The organism is Asaccharospora irregularis DSM 2635 (genome assembly GCF_900129815.1).
In the GTDB taxonomy this organism is placed as follows: domain Bacteria; phylum Bacillota; class Clostridia; order Peptostreptococcales; family Peptostreptococcaceae; genus Asaccharospora; species Asaccharospora irregularis.
In genome coordinates this window covers 48,452-75,346 of record NZ_FQWX01000010.1, presented here as the reverse complement: position 1 = coordinate 75,346, position 26,895 = coordinate 48,452, and the positions used below count along the sequence as shown (strand labels likewise).

Here is a 26,895-nt window from a genome sequence, read left to right as displayed (position 1 = left end):
TTCAATTAGAACTAAGCGTAATTCTGAGGCAATAAACCCTGTTTTGCTTAATTATTATAAAAATAATATGAATGGTAAAAGCAAAAAAGTTGGACTAGTTGCCATTATGCATAAGCTAATGAACTATATTTTTTCTGTGCTACGCAACCAAAAACCATATGAAGTACGTAACCCTAAATTGCACTGTAAGATGTATCTAGAAAACAAAAGTCTACCTAATATAGCCTAACGGCTAATATGAACTATTTTTCCATATAAGCCATCAAAAATTCGTGTATATTTGATGGTTTATTTGCTATACGAAAAAACATAATTATAAAATATTTTTAAAAACTGTTGACTTTAACTAGCTGGTCTATATATGTACAAAATATCTCCTAGTTAATAATATTAAAACTAGTCTACATTTATGCCTATAGGTTGAGTTTATAATTTTTTGCATACTAAAAAGACAAGGCACTTTAATGCCTCATCCCTTGTAATAATACTATTATTTTTTATTTCTTTTCTACCTTAGGTAAAAGAACCTTTCTAGAAAGATTCACTCTGCCTTTTTCATCTATCTCAGTAACTTTAACTTCTACTTCATCTCCGATATTTAATACATCTTCTACTTTTGCAACTCTTTCATGAGCTATATGAGATATATGAAGTAATCCTTCTTTTCCAGGAAGTATTTCAACAAACGCTCCAAAGTTCATTATTCTAGTAACTTTACCTTTGTAAGTTTGTCCTACTTCAGCTTCTGCAACTATATCATTTATTAATTTTTGAGCAAGGTTTATCATATCAGGATCTACTCCAGATATAAATACTTCTCCTGTTTGTTCTATATCTATCTTAACTCCAGTTTCATCTATTATCTTAGTAATAACTTTTCCACCAGGTCCTATAACATCTCTTATTTTGTCTGGATTAATGTTCATTGTCACTATCTTTGGAGCATACTTAGAAAGCTCTTCATTTGGCTTGTCTATTGTTTTTCTCATTTCATTTAGTATGTGTATTCTTCCAACTCTAGCCTGACTTAATGCTCCTCTTAAAACTTCTTCGTCTATTCCAGCTATTTTTATATCCATTTGTATTGCAGTTATACCTTTCTCAGTTCCTGCCACTTTAAAGTCCATATCTCCTAAATGGTCTTCCATACCTTGTATATCTGAAAGTACTGCAACTTTACCATCATGCTTTATAAGACCCATCGCTATACCTGCAACCATGTCTTTAAGCGGAACACCTGCATCTAGTAACGATAATGTCGATCCACAAACACTACCTTGAGAAGTTGATCCATTTGAGCTTAGTACCTCTGAAACTAATCTTATAGCATACGGGAACTCTTCTTTTGAAGGTAGTACTGGAACTAGTGCTCTTTCAGCTAAAGCTCCATGTCCTATCTCTCTTCTTCCTGGGCCTCTAGATGGTCTAGCTTCACCTACACTATAAGCTGGGAAGTTGTAGTGATGCATGTATCTCTTATTTTCTTCATCATCAAGCCCATCTAATATCTGAACGTCTCCAAGTGCTCCAAGAGTAGTTATCGTCATAACTTGAGTTTGACCTCTAGTAAACAATCCTGATCCATGCGCTCTAGGAATAAATCCATTATCGCATGATATAGGTCTTATTTCATCTAGTTTTCTATTATCTGGTCTTACTTTTTCATGTACTATAAGTTTTCTAACTTCTTCTTTTATTATATCTTGAAGAACTTCTTCTATATCTGAACCGTACTCTTCAACTATATCTTCAAAATGTTCAAGAGTTGCTGCTTTAACAGCTTCCATATTTTCCATTCTTTCAAGCTTTTCTACTGTTTTTACAGCTTCTTTCATATCTGCAGTAGCAAATTCACGTACAGATTTTTCCACTTCAGCATTTACTTGATGTAAATCTACATCCATTTTTTCTTTTCCAACTTCAGCTACTATTTCTTCTATAAATGCTACTATTTTTTTTATTTCTTCATGAGCAAATAATATAGCCTCTAGCATTAATGCTTCTGGTATTTCTTCCGCTCCAGCCTCAACCATCATTATAGCATCTTTAGTTCCTGATACTACAAGGTGCATAGAACTCTTTTCTCTCTGCTGTGCAGTTGGATTTGCAACTAAAGCACCATCAACTAATCCAACTAAAACAGATCCAGTAGGTCCATTGAATGGTATTTCAGATATAGAAAGCGCTACAGAAGACCCTATCATAGCCACTATATCAGGAGTACAATCTTGGTCTACCGATAAAACTGTAGCCACAACTTGTACATCATTTCTAAACCCTTTTGGGAATAAAGGTCTTATAGGTCTATCTATAAGTCTTGAAGTAAGGATAGCTTTTTCAGAAGGCTTTCCTTCTCTTTTTAAAAATCCACCTGGTATCTTACCAACTGAATATAGTTTTTCTTCGTAATCAACACTTAAAGGGAAAAAGTCTATTCCATCTCGTGGTTTGGCTGATTTTGATACATTAACCATGACCATAGTTTCACCGTATCTTAATATAGCACTACCGCTAGCTAATTCAGCTATCTTACCTATCTCGACAGAAAACTCTCTCCCTGCCAATTCCATCTTAAAAATTTTATGTTCAAACATTAATGCTTGTACCTCCTCTTATACTAAAAACACGTTCATTTTTATCACTTTTGCCATTCTATGTACTATCTTATCAAAAATACTATAATTTAACAACATAAAACTAAGTTATAAGTCTACGCCTACCTTATTATATATTATTATCATTTTATTAATAATTTACTCACTATTAATATGAACAACTTATAGCTAATATATCTGGTCCCGTATGCGAACATATACAAGAACCACCTCTAGTAAATAATATTCTTCTCGCTTTTATCCTGTTATTTACCTCCTCTTTTAACTTCTCAAAGTCACTATAATTATCACCATATCCGATCGTAATTATTTTATCTTCGAGATTATTGTCATTCATTTCTAAAATAATATCAACCAACTTACTTGCTAAATGTTTTGTCCCTCTAACTTTTTCTATTAATTTTGCCTCTGCATCATCAAAAAAGAATATCGGTTTTATACTTAACATATTACCTATTATAGCCTTGGCTACAGGTACTCTCCCACTTTTTTTAAGGTATTCCAATGTACTTGGTACAAAAAGTAACTTTACACTATCCCTTATATCTTCTAATCCTTGTATAACATCTTTTGCTTTTAAGTTTTGTTCTATCAGTTCAGAGGCCTTTATAACATACTGACCACTACCTAATGATAAGTTCATAGTATCAAACACATATATATTTCCATCAGTATCATTTTTAGCAAGAGTTGCACTCTGGAAAGTACCTGAAGATTTTGACGCTCCAGTTATACAAATAATATCATGCCCTTCTGCTACGTACTTATCAAAAACCTCTTTAAACTGTATATATGTCACTTGAGAGGTTTTAGGTAGAGTTTTACTTTCTCTTAGCATCTGATAGTATTCATCATTGGTTATATCTATATTGTCCCTATATTCCTTATCGCCAAAGATAACAGTAAGCGGTACTATTTCAACGTATTCTTTATCCCCTATTTCCTCTGGAATATCACATAAACTATCACATATTAACTTTATGCTCACCCAAATCGCCTCCTATATAATAATGTTCTGCATTTTTTTATATAATTCCTTTTTTTAGAATCCACTTATTTAAGCTAACTCTTTGCTACGTTTGTATAACAATTATATTTTGAATTTTATTTTAGAATTATATACAAAAAAACAGGTATTAGTATACCTGTTTTTTTGTATAAGAACTAGAATTATTTTCTTAATCCTAACTTAGCTATTAGTGCTCTATATCCTTCTAAGTCTTTTTCTTTTAAGTAAGCTAATAAGTTTCTTCTTCTACCAACCATTTTTAATAAACCTCTTCTTGAGTGGTGGTCTTTTTTATGAGTTTTTAAGTGTTCGTTTAACTCATTTATTCTAGCTGTTAATAAAGCTATTTGTACTTCTGGAGAACCTGTATCTCCTTCTGCTCTTCCGAATTCTTTTATTATTTCTAATTTGTTTATCATCTTATGTTACCTCCATTTTATTAAATCGCCTTTCACTAAGCACTGATTGGAGTATTCTAGTGCCGAGTGATGGTTATTTTTCTTAATTATTTTATCACATATGAATCGTTTTTGCAAACATAGTTTTTATATATATAGTTCGTATCAAACTCTAATTGATTTTTAAGTTCTTCTATAGATGAGAATTTTTTCTCATCCCTCAATCTTTCTAAGAATTCAAGTTGTATATACTTGCCATATATGTCTCTATTAAATTGTAATATATGCGTCTCTATAGATAATTTAGTCCCCTTTACAGTAGGATTATAACCTATATTAGTCGCTCCAAAATATACCTCATCATCTATATATACCTTTGTTGCATAGATACCTTTTTTAGGAATTAGTATATCCGGTTTTACTTCTAAGTTTGCTGTTGGAAATCCCAATTTTCTACCTAATTGTTTAGAGTATATAACTTTACCTAATATTTTGTAGTTATAACCTAAATAAGTTCTAACCTTATATAAATCTCCATCTAAAATTAATTTTCTTATATAACTGCTACTCACCCTTATATCATTTATCTTTATAGGTTCAACAACTTCGACTTCGAAGTTATATTTTTTAGACAGTGTTTTTAATACTTCAGGATTTCCTTCTTTATTTCTTGCAAAGCTAAAATCATGTCCTATTATTATTTTTTCTGCATTTAATCTATCCATTAGTATAGACTTAACAAAATCATTGGCAGAAATTTTAGTCATTTTTTCGTCAAAGGGCACTATAACAACCATATCTATACCTAGATCACTAAACATATTTATTTTTTCTTCATTTGTAAGAATATCCTTTATATGATTAGGATGAAAATAATTCGCTGGATGATTTTTAAATGTAAAAACCACACTTTTCATATTATTTTCCTTAGCATATTCAACTGTTTTTTTTATAAGAACTTGATGTCCTTTATGTACCCCGTCGAATTTTCCTATCGTTAGAACACTTCTATCAGTATTGTTTATTTCATCTATAGATTTTATAATATCCATAATAATTTCCCCACTAGGCTTTAAATTTATATAAATAGTTTATCACTTTTTACACTTAAATAGCCATTATGTTTTGATAATTTTCCTATACCTAAAAAGTTTTTTTCACTATAAACTCTTACAAGTTCATCCTCAGGTTTAAAAGTAGTCTCCAAAAATCTCCTACTATCGATGATTCCTCCATTTACATAGTACTTAGTTGCATTTGGGTTTATTACTAAGTAATTAAACTTATCCAGCACATAGTCTATGTCATAAAGCACTTTTTCTAAAGTGTTATTTTTATTATACTCTTCTAATTCTTCTAGTGTTATTGAATTTTGTAAGTTAAATTTTCCTGAAGAAGTCCTATTTAAAAACGACATATGACCACCACATCCTAGGTGCTTACCTATATCATAACATATACTTCTTACATAGGTTCCTTTGGAACATTTTACATAAAACATTACTTTATTTTCTTTTATACTTAATATATCTATTTGTTTTATATTAACTTTTCTTGTTTTTAAAACTATTTCATCTTCTCTACCACTTCTAACTAAATCACACATTCTCTTGCCGTTTACTTTTAATGCCGAGTATATGGGTGGCAATTGATCTATTTCTCCTAATTGAGTTTCAAAAGCTTTTTTTATATCTTCTTCGCTCACATTAAAAGATTCTACTTTTTCTACTATTTCACCTGATGAATCGTAAGTATCTGTGGTTATACCTAACGTCAACTCGCAAATATATGACTTGTCTTTGTTAAGTATAAGCTCACTTACCTTTGTAGCCTTACCTATGCATATAGGTAATACCCCTGACGCATCTGGGTCAAGGGTACCTGTATGTCCAACCTTTTTTATATTTAAAATCTTTCTAACTCTACTTACAACATCATGTGATGTCATTCCTGTAGGCTTTAGTATATTAACAATTTTATCCATGATAATCATCCTTAAATTGATTTTGAAACAGCCTCTAGAACTCTTTTTTTAGTGTTTTCAACACTATCATAAACAGTACATCCAGCAGCTCTAATATGACCACCTCCGCCAAATTCCTTGGCGATTTGGCTAACATCAACATAGTTTTTAGATCTTAAACTAACCTTTACTTCATTTTCATTTTTTTCTTTGATTAATATTCCAACTTCCACACCCTGTATATCTCTTGTGTACGAAGTTATTCCATCTACATCATTAAAACTTATATAATTATTTTTAAGCATCTCTTTTGTTATACATATAATAGCTACTTTATTATCTTTTATCTCTAAAGTATTGAGTGCATCTCCAAGCAATTTATAGTAATTAAATGTATTGCTCTGGAAGATTCTCTGTATTATATCGTCCTTTTGAGCACCTAATACTAATAGCTCTTTGGCCATTTCAAAACTACTCGCGTGAGTGTTTGAGTATGAGAAATTACCTGTGTCTGTTACAAGACCAGTATACAGACAAGTTGCTATTTTAGAATCTATACAACTCACACTATGTTTTTTATTAAATTGAGTAAGTAAATTATATACCAACTCGCAAGTAGAAGATGCTTTTATATCTATATAATTTAAATCTCCGTAAGAGTCATTGCTTGCATGGTGATCTATACAGATTAACTTGCTACAATTCTCCTTTATTTTATCACTTACACATATCCTTCCTTTGTCTCCACAGTCAAGGGATATAAGCGTGTAATTTTCTAGATTAACTTCATCTGATCTTAGAATGTCAAGGTCTTCTAATAAGAATTTAAGATTTAGAGGTATAGTATCATCAAGAACATAATAAACTTCTTTACCTAATCCTTTTAGGAAATAATACATTGAAGTAGTTGAACCTACATTATCTCCATCAGGACTAACATGAGAAGTAACTATAAAATAGTTACTCTCACTTATATGATTTATAATACTCTCGATACTATTCTTCATTGTCTTTGTCCTTATTTTCTGAATTACCTTCATTAACTTTTCTTATCAAATCAGACATATACATTCCCTTTTCTATAGAGTCGTCTATTTTAAATATTATTTCTGGGATGTATCTAAGTTTTATGTTTTTACCTACTTCTCTTCTTATAAAACCTCCAGCACTTTTAAGTCCTGTAAGTGTTGACTCTGTGTCTCCTCCTAAAATACTAACATAAACATATGCGTATCTTAGGTCATTTGTCACTTCTACATCAGTTACACTTACCATAGAGTTTATTCTTGGATCTTTTATTCCACTTATAAGCATTGTGCTTACTACTTTTCTTACTTCTTCTGATATTCTTCTTGTTCTATTGTATGATGCCATAATATCGACCTCTTTATATACTAATTTTTATAATTTTCTTTTTACTTCTTTAGTTATATAGCATTCAACTACATCGCCTTCTTTTATGTCGTTGTAATTTACAAAACTCATACCACATTCGTATCCTGTGTTAACTTCTTTAACATCATCTTTGAATCTCTTAAGAGCGGCAAGTTCACCTTCATGTATTATTATGCTATCTCTAACTATTCTTACTTTAGAGTTTCTAAATACCTTACCATTAGTTACATAGCATCCAGCTACTGTTCCAACTCCAGATATTTTGTAAACTTCTCTTATTTCAGCTTTTCCAGTATCTTCATCTACATATTCAGGGTCTAACATACCAGTCATAGCTGCTTGTACATCTTCTATAGCCTTGTATATTATAGTGTATGTTCTTACATCGACCTCTTCTTTTTTAGAAAGAGATTCTGCACCTGGAACCGGTCTAACATTGAATCCTATTATTATAGCGTTTGATGCTGCAGCAAGCATAACATCAGATTCAGTAACAGCTCCAACTCCACAGTGTATTACTCTAACTGCAACTTCTTCATTTGATAATTTTTCTAAAGATTGCTTAACTGCTTGAACTGAACCTTGAACATCACCCTTTATAACTAGGTTAAGTTCCTTAACCTCTCCTTCATTCATCTGGCTGAAGAAGTCATCTAAAGACATTCTTTGGTTTGATTTTAGCATTTCATCTCTTGCTATTTGTTGTCTCTTTTCAGCTACATTTCTAGCAATTTTGTCATTAGGCACAGAAACAAATTGATCTCCACCTTGTGGAACTTCTGATAAGCCTAATATTTCTACAGCTGTAGATGGTCCTGCCACCTTAACTCTTTTTCCTTTAGAGTTTATCATTGCTCTTACCTTACCAAAAGCAAGTCCTGCTACTATAGGATCTCCAACTCTTAAAGTACCACCTTGAACTAAAACTGTAGCAACTGGTCCTCTTCCTTTATCAAGTTCTGCCTCTATTACAGTTCCTACTGCTCTCTTATCAGGGTTAGCTCTTAGTTCTTCCATTTCAGCAACTAATAGTACCATTTCAAGTAGTGTATCTATTCCTTCTTTTTTCTTAGCTGATACAGGAACAGCTATAACTTCTCCGCCCCAATCTTCAACTAATAAACCTTGATCTGCCAATTCCTGCTTAACCTTATCTGGGTTTGCACTTGGTTTATCTATCTTATTTATAGCTACTATTAGAGGTACTCCAGCTGCTTTAGAGTGGTTTATAGCCTCTACAGTTTGTGGCATTATACCATCATCTGCTGCTACTACTAATATAGCTATATCAGTAACTTGAGCTCCTCTAGCTCTCATTGATGTAAAAGCCTCATGCCCTGGAGTATCTAAGAATACTATTTTTTGACCATTTATATTTACTTCAGAAGCACCTATATGCTGAGTTATTCCTCCTGCTTCGCCAGAAGTTACATCTGTCTTTCTTATTGCATCTAATAAAGATGTCTTCCCATGGTCAACGTGTCCCATAACTGTAACTACCGGTGGTCTTTGCTTTAAATCTTCTTCTTTATCTTCTTCTATTTCCATTAGTGTTTCTATTTCTAATTCTTCGCTATTATCACCCTCAGCTATTACTAGTTCAAATCCATATTCACTAGCTACTAAAGATGCTATTTCAAAACTTATTTCTTGGTTTATTGTTGCCATTGTACCCATTTTCATAAGCTTCATTATTATTTCAGACGAATTTTTATCTAATTTATTTGCCAATTCTTGAACAGTTAATTGACTATCTATTTCTATAGTTGATCCATTATCGGATTTTTCTTCTATTAATAATTCCATTAATAACTCTTTTTCCTCTGAAGTAATTTCAGAATTTTCATCTTTTACATTTATCTCTAATTCTTCTAGTTTTGATATTAAGTCTTCATTTGACATATCTAATTCCTTAGCTATTTGGTATACTCTTGTTTTTGACACAAGATCACCCCCTATTATTTTTTTGATGTTTCTATTAGTTCTGTTATCCTCTTTGAGAAATTTTCGTCTTTTATACCTAAGACAGCCCTTGGAGCTTTTCCTATTGACATTCCTAATTTTAATTTTGTTGAAAAAATTATATACGGAATATCTCTAAAAGATGACTTATCTCTAAAAAGTTTTTTTGTATTATCAGAAGCATCCTCTGCTACTATAACTAATTTGACCTTTCCCTTTTTTAGTTCAAGCAGTGTAGAATCATCACCTGAAACTATCTTACCTGCGCGAGTTGCAAGCCCTAAAAATGAGTATATTTTTTCTTCATTATTTGTCATATTCTTCCAACTCCATAAGTAACTTTTCATAAACCTCTGTAGGTACTTCCATCTTAAAGGCTCTATTTAATGCTTTATTATTTATAGCCTTTTTTAGGCATTCTAAACTTTTGCATATATACGCACCTCTCCCATTAGCTCTACCTGTTGGGTCTAAAAATATCTCTCCATCTTTATTTTTAACTATTCTTATCAATTCTTTTTTTGAATCTCTATCCTGGCAAGCGATACATTTTCTCTGAGGCACTTTCTTTACTTTATTCAAAGATATCCCTCCTATTCTTCTATTGCTTGTGATTCACTTTTTATGTCTATCTTCCAATTTGTAAGTTTTGCAGCAAGTCTAGCATTTTGACCTTCTTTACCTATGGCAAGTGACAATTGATAATCAGGCACTATAACTAAAGCAGACTTTTCTTCTTCGTCAACTTCTACTTTAACTACTTTTGATGGGCTTAGTGCTGCAGATATAAACTCTGATGGGTCATCGCTATGTTTTATTATATCTATCTTTTCATCACCAAGTTCATCAACTATATTTTTAACTCTTGAACCTTTAGGTCCTACACAAGCTCCTATTGGATCAATCTTGTCATCTATAGATTTTACAGCCATCTTAGTTCTTGAACCAGCTTCTCTAGCTACTGATTTTATCTGAACTATACCTTCAAATATTTCTGGTACTTCAAATTCAAATAATCTCTTAACTAGTCCTGGGTGACTTCTAGACACTACTATTTGAGGTCCCTTATTAGTTTTCTTCACCTCTAATATGTAAACCTTTATTTTTTGTCCTGCTTTGTAATTTTCTCCTGGTATTTGTTCGCTTTGTGTCATAACAGCTTCTATTCTTCCAAGGTTTACATGAACTATATTTTTGTTTACTCTAGCTACTTCTCCTGTAACTATTTCATTTTCTTTTTCTATAAATTCATTATATACTATTTCTCTTTCAGCTTCTCTGATTCTTTGAACAACCACTTGTTTTGCAGTTTGAGCTGCTATTCTTCCAAAATCCTTAGGTGTAACTTCATTTTCTATTATATCTCCTAATTCATAATTAGGACTAATTTCTCTAGCATCTGCCAATTCTATCTCTAAAAAAGTATCATATAAATCAGTTTCATCCACTACTACTCTTTGAGAAAATACCCTTATATCTCCTTTTTCTCTATCAAATTCCACCCTAACATTTTGAGCTGAACCAAAGTTTTTCTTGTAGGCAGTTAAAAGGGCTTGTTCTATAGTATCTATTAATATATCTTTATCTATTCCTCTATCTTTTTCTAATTCATCTAAAGCTTGCATAAATTCATGATTCACTTTATTATTCCTCCTTGTTCTCTTGTTAAAATTTTATCGCAAGTCTAACAAGAGCTACTTCCTTTTTGTTAAACTCAACTTCATTTCCATCTATTATTATTTTTATATTTTTATCCTCTGTAAGACCTACTAATTCACCCTCAAATTGCTTAACTCCATCTACTGCTTTGTATAATTTAATCTCAACATCTCTTCCTTGATATCTTATGAAATCTTTTTCCTTTTTCAATGGTCTATCAAGTCCTGGTGAAGATACTTCTAAGAAATAATTTTCACTTATAGGATCTTGTTTATCTAATTGTTCGCTTAACTTTCTGCTTACTTGCTCACAATCATCTAGAGATATTCCGCCTTCTTTATCTAAATATACTCTTAAATAATACTCTCCAGCTTCCTTAACGTATTCTACATCCACTATCTCAAATCCAAGAGGTTCAGTTATCTTTTCTACTATTTCTTCTACTGTTGTTTCTATACTCTTTTTCATTTTATTACCTCCTATTCAGTTGTCAGTTTAGCATTAAAACAAAAGAGTGAGTACCTTAGTCTCACTCTTAGTTTTCGCAAAATATACTATTTTATATACTATGATACCATATATTAGTTTTAGTTGCAAATTTTTTGAACATTAGTATCTATTTTATACCACACACTTTAATAGTGATATATTGTTTATCTCGCTCAATTTTTTCTAATTATTTATATCCGCATCACTTATACTTACTTCTTTTATACTCATTTCTTTTCCCTTTTTAGGTATTATTTCGAATTTTTTTCCTTCTTTACGCAACTTTGTAAATTCTGCTATAGCTGTAAAAAGAACATCTGTTGATGAGTTAAGGGCAGTCTCACAAGAGTCTTGAATAACCCCAACAATAAATCCTACACCTACAACCTGCATAGCAACGTCATTTGGAATTCCAAATAAACTACATGCAAGAGGAACTAATAATAATGAACCTCCAGCTACTCCAGAAGCCCCACATGCACTTACAGCTGATAATAAACTTAGTATCAATGCCATCCCTAGATCTACTTTAATTCCAAGCGTATTAACCGCTGCAAGTGTTAATATTGAAATTGTAACTGCAGCACCACCCATATTAATAGTCGCTCCTAAAGGAATTGAAACTGAATAAGTATCCTTATTTAAATTCAATTCTTCACATAAACTCATGTTTACAGGTATATTGGCAGCTGAACTACGTGTGAAAAATGCTGTAAGTCCACTGTCTTTTAAACATTTTAGTACAAGAGGATATGGATTTTTTCGAATACCTATAAATGCGATAAGAGGATTTACAACAAGAGCTATAAATGCCATACACCCAACTAATATAATTATCAGCCTACCGTAACCAAATAAAGTCTCTATCCCCTGTGTAGAAATAGTATCAAATACAAGCCCCATAATACCAAACGGTGCAAGATTTATTACCCATTTAACAACCTGTGATAGTGCATCTGATATATTACTTATAGCCGTTTTTGTAGATTCACTAGCACTCTTTAATGCGATCCCAAGAATTAGTGCCCATGCAAGTATACCTATATAATTAGCATTTACAAGTGCATTTACTGGATTATCAACAATATTTAATAATAGCGTCTTTAAGACTTCCACCACACCTCCAGGAGGTGCAACATCTTGAACTCCTGCTCCAAGAGTCAATTCTACTGGGAACATAAAACTTGTCACAACAGCAACAAGACCTGATAAAAAAGTTCCTAGGAGATACAGAAATACTATAGATTTCATAGTAGTCTTAGCCCCACTTTTATGCTGAGAAATCGCTGTCATTACTAAGAAAAATACCAATATAGGTGCAACTGATTTTAAAGCTCCTACAAATAATGATCCAAAAATAGCTATTGGCTTTGCTGCATCAGGTGCTGTTAATGCTAAGGTAATTCCTACGACTAAGCCCATTATGATTCGTTTTACTAGGCTTATATTATTCCATTTTTTCACTAAATCTTTCATCTTATTCCTCCCTTTATAAATATTTTCGTTCATTATATAATTCAAAATATTATTTTTAGATTTTAAAAGTCTGATTCTAATCTGCCATCTAAGCTAAACTTTGAATTTAACATACCTAAAGTTATTTTTTATTTTAATTTTTTTTTATAATTAATTGTTTTTATTCCTGGTTTGTTTTTAATTAACTTTAGAGACTTTAGAATTATTCCTAAATTAGATATGGTTTTCTTATATCAAAGTTGAAATTTGCAAAGTTACAAAGGAATTAGGGTATTTTAATAATCATTTTTGAATTATATAATGAATAATCAATTTAGTATAGCTTTTATAATATGGTATATTAACCCATTTTATAAAATAGATTTTATCATTTTTTTCTATTTTTTCCAACTATTTTAAAAATTCTTTATAGTGAAATATATATTTTTTTATTTTTAAGTACTACCGCTATACCTATAAATATAGAACTATAATAGGACAATTTATGAATTATCTGCTTTATAGCTTTCAAAGCCAAGTATTTCACAAATAAATCTATGTAACAAGAATATTTTTTCTTATTATAAAAAAATTTTCTATATAAAACCTTTAAATGACATTTTTTTGAAATGAATATAGCTTCTATGCATTTTTTTAAAAAATCCCAAGTTCAAATGAACTTGGGATAGCTTAAAATAAAGACAACTGATTTTGATCACTCATGTTATCAAGTGATCCATGATTAGTAAGAGTTTCCAAAACAGTTTTAGAAATCTTAGTTCTCTTTCTTAAATCCTCTTTGGATATAAATTCTCCATTATCTCTTTCTTTTTGTATATTTAAAGCTGCATTTTCACCAACCCCTTGAAGAGCTATCATTGGTGGTAGTAATATTTTTTCTCCAGCAACCTGGAAATTTTTAGCGTCTGATTTATATATATCAACAGGTATTATTTTTATTCCCCTTGCATACATTTCAAGTGCAACTTCTAAAACTGTAAGCATGTTCTTTTCTTTTGCTGTTGCATCATTTCCCAAAGACTCTATCTCATGTATTTTTGACTTTATAGCGTCTACTCCCTTTACAATTAAATCTGCATCAAAATCCTCTGCCTTAGTCGTAAAGTAAGTTGCATAAAATGCCTCTGGATAATGAACTTTGCAATATGCCAGTCTAAACGACATCATTACGTATGCAACTGCATGTGCCTTAGGGAACATATACTTTATCTTTTTACATGACTCTATATACCACTCTGGAACATTATTTTTCTTCATTTCTTCTATATGTTCGGGTTTAAGTCCTCTACCTTTTCTTACACTTTCCATTATTGTGAAACTCATCTTTGGTGGTAATCCTTTGAATATAAGGTAGTTCATTATATCATCACGAGTTGATATAACATCTTTAAGTCCAACAATATCATCTCTTACTAAATCCTGTGCATTGTTTAACCAAACATCTGTACCATGTGAAAGACCCGATATACGGACTAACTCAGCAAATGTAGTTGGCTTTGTATCAAGAAGCATCTGTCTAACAAACTTTGTTCCAAATTCAGGAATCGCAAGGCATCCTATTGGACAATTTATTTCCTCTGGAGTAACTCCCAAGGCTTCTGTAGACGTAAATAAAGACATAGTCTCCTTATCGTCTAAAGGTATTTCTGTGGCAGTAATCCCTGTGATATCCTCAAGCATCCTTATAATTGTAGGTACGTCGTGTCCAAGTATGTCTAGTTTTAGTATTCTCCCACTTATTGAGTGATAATCAAAGTGAGTAGTTATAACCCCGCAATTTACATCATTTGCTGGATACTGAATAGGTGTGAAATCGTATACATCTTTGTAGTCAGGTATAACCATTACTCCTCCTGGATGTTGTCCTGATGTTCTTTTAACCCCGGTGCAACCATTTGCAAGCCTTAATACTTCTGCTGTAGGTACATTTATATTATTTTCTTCTGTATATTTTTTTGCATACCCAAAAGCTGTTTTCTCTGCAACCGTACCTATAGTTCCAGCCCTATACACATATCCCTCACCGAATAATTCCTCAGTGTATTTATGTATTACTGGCTGATAACTTCCAGAGAAATTTAAGTCTATATCCGGCTCCTTATCACCTTCAAAACCTAAGAAAACTTCAAATGGTATATCATGTCCGTCCTTTTTTAAAGGCCTTTTGCATTTTGGGCAATCTTTATTTGGTAAATCTACACCAGAACCCCATTCTCCAACCTCATAAAAGTAAGAGTATTTACACTCAGGATTTTCACATATATAATGAGCTGGAAGTGGATTAACCTCTGTTATATCACTCATAGTAGCTGCAACGGATGATCCTACAGACCCCCTCGACCCAACAAGATATCCATCCTTAAGGGATTTAGCAACTAGTTTTTGGGCTATTATATACATAACTGCATATCCATTACTTATTATCGAATTTAGTTCTCTATCCAGCCTTTTTTGAACAACCTCAGGAAGTGGTTCGCCGTAAATTCTCTTTGCCTTGTTGTAACACATCTGTCTTAATTCCACATCTGAACCCTCTATTATAGGTGGATATGTATCATCTGGTATAGGCTTAATATCCTCTACCATATCTGCAATTTTATTTGTATTTTCAACTACAACCTCATAGGCTAATTCTTCACCAAGATACTTAAACTCCTCTAACATTTCATCAGTAGTTCTAAAATGTAGATAGGTTTCTTCTTCATCAACCTTAAATCCTTGCGAGTATTTTAGTACTTTTCTAAGAACGGATTCATGCTTATCTAAAAAATGTACATCTCCTGTAGCCACAGGTATTTTGCCAAATTTTTTAGCTACTTCTACCAATTTTTTATTTAAATTTCTAAGTTCATCCTCATCTTTAGCTTCACCTTTATCAATCATAAATCTATTGTTGTCAATAGGCATCACCTCTATATAATCATACATCTTTATTACTTTTTCTAACTCCTCATCAGGTAAATTCTTTTTTACAGCTTGGAATACTTCTCCCGCCTCACATGCCGAACCAATTATTATCCCATCCTTGTGTTTTTCGAGAACACTTTTTAGTATTCTAGGTGATCTATAAAAGTGTTCTACATGCGCATCGGAGACTATTCTATATAGATTTTTTATACCTGTATAGTCTTTTGCAATTAAAGTTATATGATTTGTCATAATCTTTTTATAGTCTATTTTACCAAGAACATCATTTATATCACTTAAGGTCTTTGCCCCTCTTTCAATAAGCATTTCAAGAAATTTATTAAATATATGAGCTGTAGCTTCAGCATCATCTACTGCCCTATGGTGATTTAATAAAGGAACTCCTAGTTCTTTTGCTACAATGTTTAATCTATGTCTTTTTAAATTAGGAAGCATAACTCTGGCTAACTTTAAGGTATCTACGCTCTTGTTTTTATATTCAATATTTTGTTCTCTACATTTTTGAGATATAAACCCAGTGTCAAAGTCAGCATTGTGGGCAACTACTACACTATCTCCTATAAACTCTATAAACTTAGGCAAAACTTCTTCAATAGTAGGCTTATCCTTAACTAAGTCGTTTGTTATACCTGTTAATTCTTGAATTTTATAAGATATATCTTTTTCTGGATTTATAAGCTGACTAAATCTATCTACTATCTTAAAGTTTTGTATTTTAACTGCCCCTATTTCCGTTATTTTATCATTTGTATTTGAAAATCCTGTCGTCTCTATATCAAATACCACAAAGGTTTGAGATAAATCTTTTTCATTTGCATCTTCTATAATTAAGGAATTGTCATCTACCAAGTATCCCTCTACCCCATAAAGTATTTTTATACCATTTGCCTTTCCTGCACTCATTGCATCTGGAAACCCCTGAACAACTCCATGGTCTGTAATAGCTATTGCTTTGTGCCCCCATTTTGCAGCCCTTTCAACCAACTTTTTTACAGAACAAAGTGCATCCATAGACGACATTTGTGTATGCGCATGGAGTTCTACTCTCTTTTTTTCAGAACTATCTTGTCGCTCTTGTTTAACTTCTTTTCTTATCCCACTAATAGTCATTGTTATTTCTCTTTGATATGTATCGTAAATTACATCTCCTTTTATTTTCAAATACATTCCTTTTTTTATTTTATCTAGAACAGCATCCTTATTTGTATCATTTAAAAATAGCTTGCAACTTATAGAACTGGTATAGTCTGTAAGAGCTGCCATCATAAGTATTTTACCGTTTCTAAGTTCCTTTATTTCTATATCAAATACTTCTCCTACTATAGCTACTGTCCCTGATGATTGATTTAATTCTGATATTTTCTCAACTATAGCATTTACATTTTCACCATATATAAGTTCCTCATCTACCTCTGGCTTAATAACATATTCTTCATCTACTTCATCATCCACGCTAGGTTCTTTATCCATTTCTAGTAATTTTATTTTATTTTCTGTTTCAATATCATTCTTTTTTATTAACCTCTTTATATCTACCTTTTCATCTATTGCTTTTTCTATAGTTATTTCTAGTTCCAAACCCAATTCCTCACTGAGTACTGTCTTTAGGACATGTACAACATTCTTTTTCATTAGTCTGTCGTAGAATATTTCTTTTGGTAACTTAATTTTAAGTTCATCATCTATACACATAAACTCTATATCTCTTTGCCACCCAGATATTGAAGGACACAATTTTTGCAATATATAAACTATATTCTTCCAATATAGTTTTATCACATCTTTGCTCGATTTCCTATCTAAACCCGTATAGCTAATTTTCACTTTTATATCTTTGAAATAATCTAATTTTAAAAGTAATTCACTTCTTAAATTTAATAATATTTCATTTAAAATTATCCCTTTTGAGGTTAGGTGAAAATATACTATTCTTTCTTCTTTAAAATACACTACTTTTTTTATATAAACTTCTTTAAGTTGTTTACACAGTAGATTATTATTTATCTCCAATTTATCTAAATATTCTTTTACGCTCTCCACTGTCTCACCTCTAATTAATTATTTTTAACACATTTGAAATTATACCCATTTAGTGCTACATATAAGTGCTAATTAGATATTAAAATATAAATGTTAAAATATTATACCACAACCAATATAGTAAAGGTTTATTTTAGTATTTGAAATTAGGATTAGCTACAAATTGACTAACTTTTAATATTATATAATACAGAGTCTTCAATTTGTTTATATAAGGCGGTGTTTTTATGGCATATGATAACCATATTAAATTCAAAAAAATAGTCCTAAACTATATGGAGTTGGGAGAAAAGAAACTTTTCAAAAAATCTCTTAAAGAAATTTCTGTAAATAAAAAAGTATTTTTTTATTATTCACGTAGAAAAAATATTCCTATATGCGCACTGCCTACGATAAAACTTATACTATCTTCTAGACAAGGTTTTTTATCTTTTTGTTTTAATTTTTATAACTTTACAGACAACATAAATACTAATATACCTATATCAAAATCTAGTATTAAGAGTATAGCCAAAATTGTAGTTGCACATGAGGTAGGTCATATACTAGATCCTAATATAGCTAATACAAAAACCGAGTACACAAATATATTGTCCAATATTATAGACAAACTCATTGAATATAATATTGATATTAATGATAGTAAATTTCATAAAAAAAACTTACCTATTGAATTAGATCAATGTGTTCTAAATTTGAAAAAAAATTTAATACTAAGAGAATGCGATGCTTGGGATATTGCCGAGTCTATACTTACCTTTGAAAATGAAGGAGAAAAACTCATATTCGACAAAATAAAAGAGTATGCTCTAGCTACTTATAATTATGGAAATATAAAAACTATAATATCAGATCACAACCTCGATTTATTCTTTAAATATAGAAGATATTTTGCTTAAATTTTTTAATACAAAAAGGTAGTGTCTTATCTTTGTGATATGCTCTATTTATAACAAAATGAGCATATCACATCCCTAAAACCTACCTTATTCATAGTATTTGTATATTATTATCTGTACTTAGGAACTTCAAAAGTTACGTTTGATGAAGCCCCACATTTACTTGCTATTTTACCCATTATATTAGATATGCCGTTAGCCCAATTTACATCGCTGGCATATTGATGCCATGTGTAATCATAGTTCCATCTCATCTTATAAACTGTATTCTGATTATATTTAGAATTATGTATATAGTTTTGAGATATCCATTTAGCTGAACCATCTATTGTAGCCTCTACACTTGTCCATCCATTAGAGTATGCTGCCTCTGCTCCTGAAACATTTGCACTTCTATCAATAGCTCCTATTCCATAGAAGTTATATACCTTTACAGGATTTGGAAGTTCTTGTCCTTTATAAGAAGTTATTGTCTGCCCTTGAGCAAGAACTGACCTTCCATATCCAGTCTCCCACATAGCATTTGCAACTAAATAAGTTAGATCTATATTATATTTTCTAGCTGAATTTATAAATGCTTGCCCTTGATTATAGAATACATTTGTTCCTGATGTTGAAGGTAGACTATTTAAATATGAATTTAAACTTTCAACAGAAATACCCTCTCTATAACTATCTGTTCTTAAAAACTGCATAATTCCACTTGTGCTAGATGTAAAATTATTTGGATTTAAATATCTTTCTAAGTCTGTTTTGCTAGCACATACATATGGGCTAGAACCTCTTATAGAAAATGTTGTAAGTGATTCACCTAATATATTAAGGGCACTAGAGCTTCTTGAATTAATCGAAGCAATTATATTTCCTCCTGATACAGCTTTTTCGTATTGTTTGTTAATATGATCATCTAGTGTATAGTTTAACGATTTATAATTAACATTGAATCCATTTACAGTTTCAGAACCTCCTACTTGAGTTTCATTACTACTATTATTGTTTGTATTGTTATTGTTTGTATTGTTATTTGTGTTGTTGCCTTGGGAATTGGATGGTGCTTGTGAAGAAGAATTAATTAAATATCCACTAGATACATAGCAATCCTTTCCATTATACTTTATTCTAGACCATCCACCATTTTCAGATAGCACATCTACTACCTTTCCTCTAGTAAGAGTTCCTAGCTTACTATATCCTGTACCTGGACCACTTCTAACATTTAATGCTGCTGTATTTACCTGTTTCTTTATTATATTTGCATTATTGTTAGTATTATTTGTGTTATTGTTTTGATTGTTATTTGTATTATTCTGAGCTACTTCCTTTAAATAAATACTAGATACATATCCTATCTTGCCGTTGTAGTTTATTTTAGACCATCCGGCCTTTTGTGATATGACATCTATTATAGCACCCCTTTTCAGACTACCTATTACACCACAACTAGTGCCTTCTCCACTTCTTACGTTCAATGATGAAGCATTTACCTGTTTTTTTGTTGTATTTACAGTTCCAGTATTAGTCGTTCCTTCACTTGTTTTTATATCTCCTAAGTACTGGTTGGCCACATACCCTATTCTTCCATTATGCTTTATTTTTGACCATTCATTGCTTTTAGATATTAACTCAACCTTGTCTCCCTTATTAAGGACACAGATAACTCTATAACTCATACCTGCACCATTTCTCATGTTTAGTCTACTAGCAGTAACCTGTTTGCTGCCATTGGATGATGAATTGCTAGTAGTAGTTTGACTTGAAATGGATATGTATTTAGATGATCCCCATCCTTCTTTTCCTGAATCAGATTTAACTTTATACCAACCATTTGATGAGCTTAGAATTGTAAGTTTATCGTTTTTCTTGGCCACAAAGTTTATTTTATTACTTATACCTGGGCCACTTCTTATGTTTAAACTACTCGCTGTAACTACCCCTATTTGACCTGAAGCATGTACACTCGTAAATGCCATTGGTAATGCTGCTAATGTTGCTATGGCAACTTTATTTTTCATATACATTTCCCCCTATTCTTGGACATGAGACTACTTATATAACAATTATACGACATCGCTTGCTATTAGTAAATATTACCACAAGATAAAGTAATTCTTAATTTTTCTCAATCTAACTTTGTGGCAAGTACAATTTCGTATATAATTAAGTTATAATGTCTTGTAATACTTAGATAATAAATATAGTTTGGAGGTGTTTTTATGGATAATAATATAAAAAAATTAAAAGAGATTTTAAACAATAGTGACAATATAGTTTTTTTTGGAGGTGCAGGTGTATCCACCGAATCCAACATACCAGATTTTAGAAGTTCTACTGGATTATTCAATCAAAAGTTAAATAAAAGTTTTTCACCTGAAGAGTTAGTGTCTCATACTTTTTTTGTTAAGTATCCGGAAGAATTTTTTAAATTTTATAAAGATAAGCTTATATATCCAGATGCTAAGCCAAATAAAGCACATCTAGCACTTGCTCATCTAGAGAAAATAGGAAAATTAAAAGCTGTTATAACCCAAAATATCGATGGACTTCACCAGGTAGCTGGAAATAAAAAGGTTTTTGAACTGCATGGTTCAGTATTAAGAAACTATTGTATGGATTGTAACGCTTTTTATGACCAAAATTTTATACTCAATTCTGATAAAATACCTACCTGCACAAAATGCGGTGGTAAAGTTAAGCCTGATGTAGTTCTCTATGAAGAAGGACTAGATGAAGATGTAATCTCTGGTGCAATTAAAGCTATTTCTAAGGCTGATACTCTGATTATAGGAGGAACTTCTTTGGTGGTTTATCCTGCTGCAGGGCTTATCGACTATTTTAAAGGAGATACACTTGTACTCATAAACAAAAGTACTACTTCTGCTGATTACAAGGCTGATATAGTTATTCATGATTCTATAGGTGAAGTATTATATAAATCAATATCTATTAATGAAGATACTTTTTAATAGATATAATCATTTTGACTTAATATACAAATAATATTATATTGAAGTCATTCTATTGTTTTAGTATTATTTTCATATGGTGTTTTATGATACTAGAATATTTTTTAATCGAAAGGAGAGCTTATGAAATTAAAAACTATTTCTTTACCAGAACTTAATAACTTAGATCCCACACTCGAATCTACATTTATAAAAATGGGCGAAGAGCAAGGCGAACTTGCCGAATGCATAGGAAAATTTAGAAATCTAAGCGGTGAAAACAATAATCTATCTGAAATAGAAATTATAGAAAAAACAGCTAAAGAACTTATGGATGTGGCTCAAACTTGTGTTACTATGATGTTTAAGCTAGAAGAACAATACGGTATTAACATTGAGGATATAAGAAAAGAGCATATAAAAAAACTAGAAAAAAGAGGGTATATAAAAAAGAACTCTTTATAGATTTATTGGTAAATATAATTCAAAATAAAATAGGTAGCGCTTTATAATATTGTAAAGCGCTACCTGTTTATTAATTTAATCATTATATTCGTATTCATTTTTAAATATCTCTACACCTTCATCCCATGCTTCCTCTTTTGTAATGCCCTTTTCCTCAGCAACCAAATATACTATTTCACTTAATTTAGATGCCAATTCTAATATTCCCATTTCTTACACCCTTTCCTGTCATACATATTAGTCTGATAATCAAAATCTAAATTTTATATTATTGTTCCCTAAAGTTAAGTGAAATAAATTGTTAATTTTATCTAAAATTAATAATTAAAAAATTCTCTTCTCTCATGTCGACAACGACTTCTTCCGTTGCTCATTTTTTTACTTGCAAGACCATTATATTGAGATTTCTAAGTTGTATAAGTTATTCAAAGTCAAAGAGTGATTATAATTTCCTTATACGTAAAAAAGAGAGGATATAATCCTCTCTTAAAATCCGATTAGAATTGACAGGGCGGCGTATCCTGTATCTCTGGTTACTATCCACATGGGTAGCGCGTTGGGTGCCATTTCCAACCTCAAATCCAATCAATATATTTTATACACTTTATAATTAAATTATACCTAAATATCTCATTTATTACAATACTAATTAAGTATAACTCTGTATTTATTTCTTCTTATACTGCTTTATTCTTCCGCTATTTAGTCTATTTTCTATTTTTGCTCTCTTTATAGGATATAGCGATGCTATATACAAGTATCCTTCTTTTATGTCTAAATCCGCAGCTACTAATATATTCTTATCTACCTTCTTTATAAACTCTATACTGGTACCTACTTTTTTGTTACCACGACCCACATACTCTGGATTTTTCACAATATCTTTTATTGTATCTAAAAGGTTGTCCAATATGTTCTTAGTTAATTCATTTTTATGTCTTTTCTTTATATGTTTTATTACTCCTGGTGCTGCATAGACGTTGCCAATATACTTAATTCCTGCCAATTTGGCAATGTTTTCATCTATATATCCTACAATCTCGTATTTTGATAAATCAACTGACATATTGGTTTCCTTTCTAGTATTGTACTAAACTAATCTATACTTATATATTAACTTATTAATCTAAGTTTTGTATAGCTAATTTTAATTAGACAATCTCTAAATTTCACCAATTATATTTTACTAATATAGTTGTTAAATTAAAAAATCCTCATCCTCTAATTCCTCATAAATCCCTTTTTGATATCCATTCCCCTTAGTTGAAAAAAAGTCGTGAGTTTTAGTTTCCGTACTTAAACCATTTAATACTATAGGATTTACATCTTTTACTTCATAGAACTTTTCAAATCCCAGATTATCCAATGCTCTATTTGCATTATACTTTAGGAAGTTTATGACCTCTTCCTCTAATCCACTTTCCTTGTATATATTATTTGTGTATTCTATCTCATTTTCCATAAGATCACTTAATATTTTAAACATTCTTTCCTTTAAAACGACTTTTTCTTCTTCATCAAAAGAACTATATACTTCCTGAGCAAGAAGTCCTATATATTTTCCATGTAAAGACTCATCCCTAAGTATAAGAGATATTATTTCTCCACTTGCAACCATCTTCCCTTGACCAGACAAATATAACGGATAGAAAAATCCTGAATAAAATAAAAAACTCTCTAAAAATACACTCGTAACCATTGAAAGATACAAGCTTTTATTGCAATGAGTACTTTCATATTGAGCTAATATTAAATCTGCCTTTCTTTGTAACGTCGGTTCTTTTTCTATCCACTCAAACAATTCATCTATCTCGGTATTAGAAAGTAGTGTCATAAATATAGAAGAATAACTTTTTGCATGTATTTCTTCCATAGTTCCCATAAATGATAAAACTGCCTTTCTTTGAAGATTTTCTGTTAAGCTCATCATAGATGGCACACCGTTATTCCCTTGCTTTGTATCTAGTAATGTCAATCCACCCAAAACTTTTTTATATAATTCTCGTTCTCTATCTTCTAATTGGCTCCAAACCTTAAGATCCTTAGATACCGATATTTCCTCTGGCAACCAGAATTGTTTGACATTTTGATCCCAAAAAGCCTGTGTGAATCCATCATCTTCTTTATTCCAATTTACAGCCTTGTGTACTTGACTTAATTTAAACGTCATTTTTTCCCTCCACATATTAAATTTTATATATAATACCTAATCTATCTGTTAATTTCTATTTATATAGAACACATAAGGCACTCATTAGTATCTCTAGTCATTTTTGTCCTTGTATAATATAAACTTTTTAATCCTCTTTTATACGCGTATATATAGTATCTAGCTATGTCCCTAGTAGTTTTGTCATCTGTTACAAATAGTGTAGTAGATATACCTTGATCAATATGTTCCTGGACAGTCGAAACAAGATCTATAACATACCTCATGTCCATTCTATAAGCAGATTGATAGTAAAGCATATTTTCATTAGTTAAAAACGGCATAGGATAGATTGTAGTTGAGTCACCATAAGTTCTTATCTCAACAGATTCAGTAATAGGCATTATACTAGATGTAGCATTTTGAACATAGCTAATACTCTGTGTAGGTGCTATTGCTGTTAAATAAGCATTGTATATACCTTTTTTCTTTACATCTTCTAATAAATTTGACCAATCCTCATTTGTTGGTATATATATACCTTCAAATAATTTTTTTACCTTATCCGTCTCTGGCAAATAAGATTTTTCGTAATACTTTGAAAGAACACTACTTTCTTTTCCTTTAGCATACTCAGACTTTTTAAAACCATCAAAAGCCTTACCTCTTTCTATAGATATTTGCATTGATGATTTAATCGCATAGTATCTTATCATTGCAAAAAATACATTTGAAAAATCTATAGCCTCTTTTGATGTATATAATATATTTTCTCTAACCAGATATCCATGTAAATTCATCGCCCCAAGACCAATAGAGTGTGATGACTCATTGCCCCGTTTTATAGTAGGAACTGGATCTATGCTTGTTTTATCCGATACAAAAGATAATACTCTAACCGCTGCATCCACTGTACTCTCTATATTCTTGTTATCCATTACATTCGCTATATTTAAAGAACCTAGGTTGCAGCTTATATCCTTACCCCAGATATTTTTACCCCCATACCCTTCTATATCAGAAGGTGTTTGATACTGAAATATTTCACAACATAAGTTAGACATTTTAATCATTCCAATATCTTTTAATACATGTTCTTTATTAGCAGTATCTATAAATACAACATAAGGATATCCACTTTCTTGTTGCATCTGAGCCATTCTAGTAAGCATTTTTCTTGGATTTATTTCTTTTTTCCTGATTTTTTCATCTGCTACTAGCTTATCGTACCATTCATCCATATTAATATCATCAAGATAAACTCCATACCTTTTATATACCGAATGGGGATAAAAAGCATATCCTGTTTCATTTTTTTCTGCTAACTCCATAAATTTATCAGGAATAATTGCTCCAATAGCTAATGTAGCTAACCTTATCTTTTCATCAGCATTTATTTTCTTTGTATCCATAAGAAGTTCAAAGTCTGGGTGAAATACAGTTAAATATACTGCCCCTGCCCCTTGCCTAGAGCCCATTTGATTAAAATAACTAAATGACTGCTCTAATAACTTAGCTACTCCAACAACTCCTCCTGCAGCTCCTTCTATATCTTTTATAGGATCTCCTGATGCTCTTAGTTTTGATAAATTTAATCCTACACCCCCACCTATCTTAGATAGATGATTGGCTGAGGATACTGCATAAGATATTCCCTCAGTGCTATCCTCCACAGATAATAAAAAGCAAGATACCATCTCCCCAGCTCTTTTTCTACCCGCATTTAAAAATGTCGGTGTAGCTGGCTGAAACTCTTGTTTTATTAATTTCTCTGCTAAGTTAAGTGTAAGCTTTCTATCTCCGTTTCCAAGTGCTAACGATACTATTAGAACCTTATCGTTATAGTTTTCTAATATATACTTTCCGTCATTGCTTTTTAGTGCATAGTTTTGATAAAACTTATTTGCACTCATATAAGACTTAAATCTAAAATCATTATTTTCTATAGTTTCATAAATTTCTTTTATAAAATCAATATCGTATTTTTCTATTACTTCGCTTGAATAATAATCATTTTCTACTAAATATTTCAACCTATCTTCCAGACTATCAAATACTTTTAGTCTAGGTTTTATGTATTCATCTAGATAGCAGTTTAGGGCCTCTATATCTTTTTCTAATTGATATTTTCCATGTTCATCTTTTATTATCACTTGATTATTAAGCTCTATCCAATTCATTTAATTTCTCCTCTTTAGAATAATTCTCATAATTAAAATATAAATTTGTTTTTTATAAGTTTAAAATAGATTTATAGAAAAATTTTCTATTTAAAACATTTAACTAATAATTTTTTTAAATGCGTATACGGAAATTATATTTAGCAACAGTTTGAAAATTAATATAATTTCCTAAGCATTATAAAAAATCTCGCTATATATCTATATTCCCCTTATGATAAATTCCAAAACACAATATATAGTGTTTTTTTAATTTTTTTATACTCCATATGGTATTTTCAGTTATTATAAAATCAAGTTTATGCACTATAAAACTATTGAATCTA

General features: G+C 30.9%; 22 protein-coding genes and 1 pseudogene. 4 read left to right on the top strand and 19 right to left on the bottom strand.

Annotation, left to right across the window (positions count from 1 at the left end):
* Positions 1-229: pseudogene (locus tag BUB34_RS13395) on the top strand (hypothetical protein); the annotation flags it as partial.
* Between the two features lie 268 nt (positions 230-497).
* Here the strand turns inward: BUB34_RS13395 and BUB34_RS06150 are convergent.
* The 14 genes from BUB34_RS06150 to BUB34_RS06085 all read right to left on the bottom strand — a co-directional run bounded on the left by BUB34_RS06150 (position 498) and on the right by BUB34_RS06085 (position 17,934).
* Entirely contained in the window at positions 498-2,594 is a 2,097-nt protein-coding gene (locus BUB34_RS06150; RefSeq protein ID WP_073125427.1) for a polyribonucleotide nucleotidyltransferase, read from the bottom strand.
* A gap of 169 nt (positions 2,595-2,763) precedes the next feature.
* The gene (locus BUB34_RS06145; protein WP_073125424.1) at positions 2,764-3,603 is read right to left on the bottom strand and encodes a DegV family protein; all 840 of its coding nucleotides are present in this window, start codon (positions 3,601-3,603) and stop codon (positions 2,764-2,766) included.
* 182 nt (positions 3,604-3,785) lie between these two features.
* Entirely contained in the window at positions 3,786-4,043 is a 258-nt protein-coding gene (rpsO, locus tag BUB34_RS06140) for a 30S ribosomal protein S15 (RefSeq protein ID WP_073125422.1), read from the bottom strand.
* A gap of 86 nt (positions 4,044-4,129) precedes the next feature.
* Positions 4,130-5,074, bottom strand: a complete 945-nt coding sequence (locus tag BUB34_RS06135; RefSeq protein ID WP_073125419.1) for a bifunctional riboflavin kinase/FAD synthetase — start codon at positions 5,072-5,074, stop codon at positions 4,130-4,132.
* 26 nt (positions 5,075-5,100) lie between these two features.
* Positions 5,101-6,006 carry a tRNA pseudouridine(55) synthase TruB gene (truB, locus tag BUB34_RS06130; RefSeq protein ID WP_073125416.1) on the bottom strand — a complete coding sequence of 302 codons (906 nt, stop codon included), beginning with the start codon at positions 6,004-6,006 and terminating at the stop codon, positions 5,101-5,103.
* Between the two features lie 11 nt (positions 6,007-6,017).
* A complete protein-coding gene (locus tag BUB34_RS06125) occupies positions 6,018-6,992 on the bottom strand; it encodes a DHH family phosphoesterase (protein ID WP_084120238.1) in 975 nt (324 codons plus the stop codon).
* Entirely contained in the window at positions 6,982-7,359 is a 378-nt protein-coding gene (gene rbfA / locus BUB34_RS06120; protein WP_073125410.1) for a 30S ribosome-binding factor RbfA, read from the bottom strand. Before rbfA ends, BUB34_RS06125 begins: the two co-directional genes overlap by 11 nt.
* A gap of 27 nt (positions 7,360-7,386) precedes the next feature.
* Complete coding sequence (gene infB / locus BUB34_RS06115; RefSeq protein WP_073125407.1) at positions 7,387-9,324, bottom strand: translation initiation factor IF-2; 1,938 nt, start codon at positions 9,322-9,324, stop codon at positions 7,387-7,389.
* Positions 9,325-9,338: 14 nt separating this feature from the next.
* On the bottom strand, positions 9,339-9,659 hold the full coding sequence (locus tag BUB34_RS06110) for a L7Ae/L30e/S12e/Gadd45 family ribosomal protein (protein ID WP_073125404.1): 321 nt from the start codon (positions 9,657-9,659) through the stop codon (positions 9,339-9,341).
* Entirely contained in the window at positions 9,649-9,924 is a 276-nt protein-coding gene (gene rnpM, locus BUB34_RS06105) for an RNase P modulator RnpM (protein ID WP_073125401.1), read from the bottom strand. Before rnpM ends, BUB34_RS06110 begins: the two co-directional genes overlap by 11 nt.
* Positions 9,925-9,935: 11 nt before the next feature.
* Complete coding sequence (gene nusA, locus BUB34_RS06100; RefSeq protein ID WP_073125398.1) at positions 9,936-10,982, bottom strand: transcription termination factor NusA; 1,047 nt, start codon at positions 10,980-10,982, stop codon at positions 9,936-9,938.
* 25 nt (positions 10,983-11,007) lie between these two features.
* Positions 11,008-11,469, bottom strand: a complete 462-nt coding sequence (gene rimP, locus BUB34_RS06095) for a ribosome maturation factor RimP (protein ID WP_073125395.1) — start codon at positions 11,467-11,469, stop codon at positions 11,008-11,010.
* Positions 11,470-11,673: 204 nt separating this feature from the next.
* Positions 11,674-12,966 (bottom strand): serine/threonine transporter SstT, encoded by a 1,293-nt coding sequence (sstT, locus tag BUB34_RS06090; RefSeq protein ID WP_073125391.1) that lies wholly within the window; start codon positions 12,964-12,966, stop codon positions 11,674-11,676.
* A gap of 669 nt (positions 12,967-13,635) precedes the next feature.
* Positions 13,636-17,934, bottom strand: coding sequence for a PolC-type DNA polymerase III (locus tag BUB34_RS06085; RefSeq protein WP_073125388.1), 4,299 nt, complete (start codon positions 17,932-17,934; stop codon positions 13,636-13,638).
* A 227-nt stretch (positions 17,935-18,161) separates the two neighbouring features.
* Between BUB34_RS06085 and BUB34_RS06080 the strand changes: the two genes are divergently transcribed.
* Positions 18,162-18,833, top strand: a complete 672-nt coding sequence (locus tag BUB34_RS06080) for a hypothetical protein (protein ID WP_073125386.1) — start codon at positions 18,162-18,164, stop codon at positions 18,831-18,833.
* A gap of 110 nt (positions 18,834-18,943) precedes the next feature.
* Here BUB34_RS06080 and BUB34_RS06075 read toward each other — a convergent pair whose 3' ends face one another.
* Complete coding sequence (locus tag BUB34_RS06075; RefSeq protein WP_073125383.1) at positions 18,944-20,845, bottom strand: SH3 domain-containing protein; 1,902 nt, start codon at positions 20,843-20,845, stop codon at positions 18,944-18,946.
* A gap of 201 nt (positions 20,846-21,046) precedes the next feature.
* Here BUB34_RS06075 and BUB34_RS06070 point away from each other — a divergent pair, with 201 nt between their 5' ends.
* Positions 21,047-21,796, top strand: coding sequence for an NAD-dependent protein deacylase (locus tag BUB34_RS06070; protein ID WP_073125380.1), 750 nt, complete (start codon positions 21,047-21,049; stop codon positions 21,794-21,796).
* A gap of 123 nt (positions 21,797-21,919) precedes the next feature.
* Entirely contained in the window at positions 21,920-22,240 is a 321-nt protein-coding gene (locus tag BUB34_RS06065; protein WP_073125377.1) for a MazG-like family protein, read from the top strand.
* Positions 22,241-22,315: 75 nt separating this feature from the next.
* Here BUB34_RS06065 and BUB34_RS13770 read toward each other — a convergent pair whose 3' ends face one another.
* The 4 genes from BUB34_RS13770 to nrdE form a co-directional block, all read right to left on the bottom strand.
* Complete coding sequence (locus tag BUB34_RS13770; RefSeq protein ID WP_278276706.1) at positions 22,316-22,450, bottom strand: hypothetical protein; 135 nt, start codon at positions 22,448-22,450, stop codon at positions 22,316-22,318.
* A 457-nt stretch (positions 22,451-22,907) separates the two neighbouring features.
* Positions 22,908-23,306 carry a PBECR3 domain-containing polyvalent protein gene (locus tag BUB34_RS06060; protein WP_073125375.1) on the bottom strand — a complete coding sequence of 133 codons (399 nt, stop codon included), beginning with the start codon at positions 23,304-23,306 and terminating at the stop codon, positions 22,908-22,910.
* Between the two features lie 132 nt (positions 23,307-23,438).
* Positions 23,439-24,410: a class 1b ribonucleoside-diphosphate reductase subunit beta gene (nrdF, locus tag BUB34_RS06055; protein WP_143153332.1), complete on the bottom strand. Its 972-nt coding sequence runs from the start codon at positions 24,408-24,410 to the stop codon at positions 23,439-23,441.
* Positions 24,411-24,469: 59 nt separating this feature from the next.
* On the bottom strand, positions 24,470-26,569 hold the full coding sequence (gene nrdE, locus BUB34_RS06050; RefSeq protein WP_073125369.1) for a class 1b ribonucleoside-diphosphate reductase subunit alpha: 2,100 nt from the start codon (positions 26,567-26,569) through the stop codon (positions 24,470-24,472).
* Between the last annotated feature and the right edge of the window lie 326 nt (positions 26,570-26,895).

Bases quoted from the DNA above. Each gene is read 5' to 3' on its own strand.
- nrdF (WP_143153332.1), bottom strand. From the start codon at position 24,410: ATGACGTTTAAATTAAGTCAAGTACACAAGGCTGTAAATTGGAATAAA.
- BUB34_RS13770 (WP_278276706.1), bottom strand. From the start codon at position 22,450: ATGGGAATATTAGAATTGGCATCTAAATTAAGTGAAATAGTATATTTG.
- BUB34_RS06075 (WP_073125383.1), bottom strand. From the start codon at position 20,845: ATGAAAAATAAAGTTGCCATAGCAACATTAGCAGCATTACCAATGGCA.
- BUB34_RS06065 (WP_073125377.1), top strand. From the start codon at position 21,920: ATGAAATTAAAAACTATTTCTTTACCAGAACTTAATAACTTAGATCCC.
- truB (WP_073125416.1), bottom strand. From the start codon at position 6,006: ATGGATAAAATTGTTAATATACTAAAGCCTACAGGAATGACATCACAT.
- rbfA (WP_073125410.1), bottom strand. From the start codon at position 7,359: ATGGCATCATACAATAGAACAAGAAGAATATCAGAAGAAGTAAGAAAA.
- nrdE (WP_073125369.1), bottom strand. From the start codon at position 26,569: ATGAATTGGATAGAGCTTAATAATCAAGTGATAATAAAAGATGAACAT.
- sstT (WP_073125391.1), bottom strand. From the start codon at position 12,966: ATGAAAGATTTAGTGAAAAAATGGAATAATATAAGCCTAGTAAAACGA.
- BUB34_RS06060 (WP_073125375.1), bottom strand. From the start codon at position 23,306: ATGTCAGTTGATTTATCAAAATACGAGATTGTAGGATATATAGATGAA.
- rpsO (WP_073125422.1), bottom strand. From the start codon at position 4,043: ATGATAAACAAATTAGAAATAATAAAAGAATTCGGAAGAGCAGAAGGA.
- BUB34_RS06125 (WP_084120238.1), bottom strand. From the start codon at position 6,992: ATGAAGAATAGTATCGAGAGTATTATAAATCATATAAGTGAGAGTAAC.
- BUB34_RS06110 (WP_073125404.1), bottom strand. From the start codon at position 9,659: ATGACAAATAATGAAGAAAAAATATACTCATTTTTAGGGCTTGCAACT.
- BUB34_RS06135 (WP_073125419.1), bottom strand. From the start codon at position 5,074: ATGGATATTATAAAATCTATAGATGAAATAAACAATACTGATAGAAGT.
- rimP (WP_073125395.1), bottom strand. From the start codon at position 11,469: ATGAAAAAGAGTATAGAAACAACAGTAGAAGAAATAGTAGAAAAGATA.
- BUB34_RS06080 (WP_073125386.1), top strand. From the start codon at position 18,162: ATGGCATATGATAACCATATTAAATTCAAAAAAATAGTCCTAAACTAT.
- BUB34_RS06150 (WP_073125427.1), bottom strand. From the start codon at position 2,594: ATGTTTGAACATAAAATTTTTAAGATGGAATTGGCAGGGAGAGAGTTT.
- BUB34_RS06070 (WP_073125380.1), top strand. From the start codon at position 21,047: ATGGATAATAATATAAAAAAATTAAAAGAGATTTTAAACAATAGTGAC.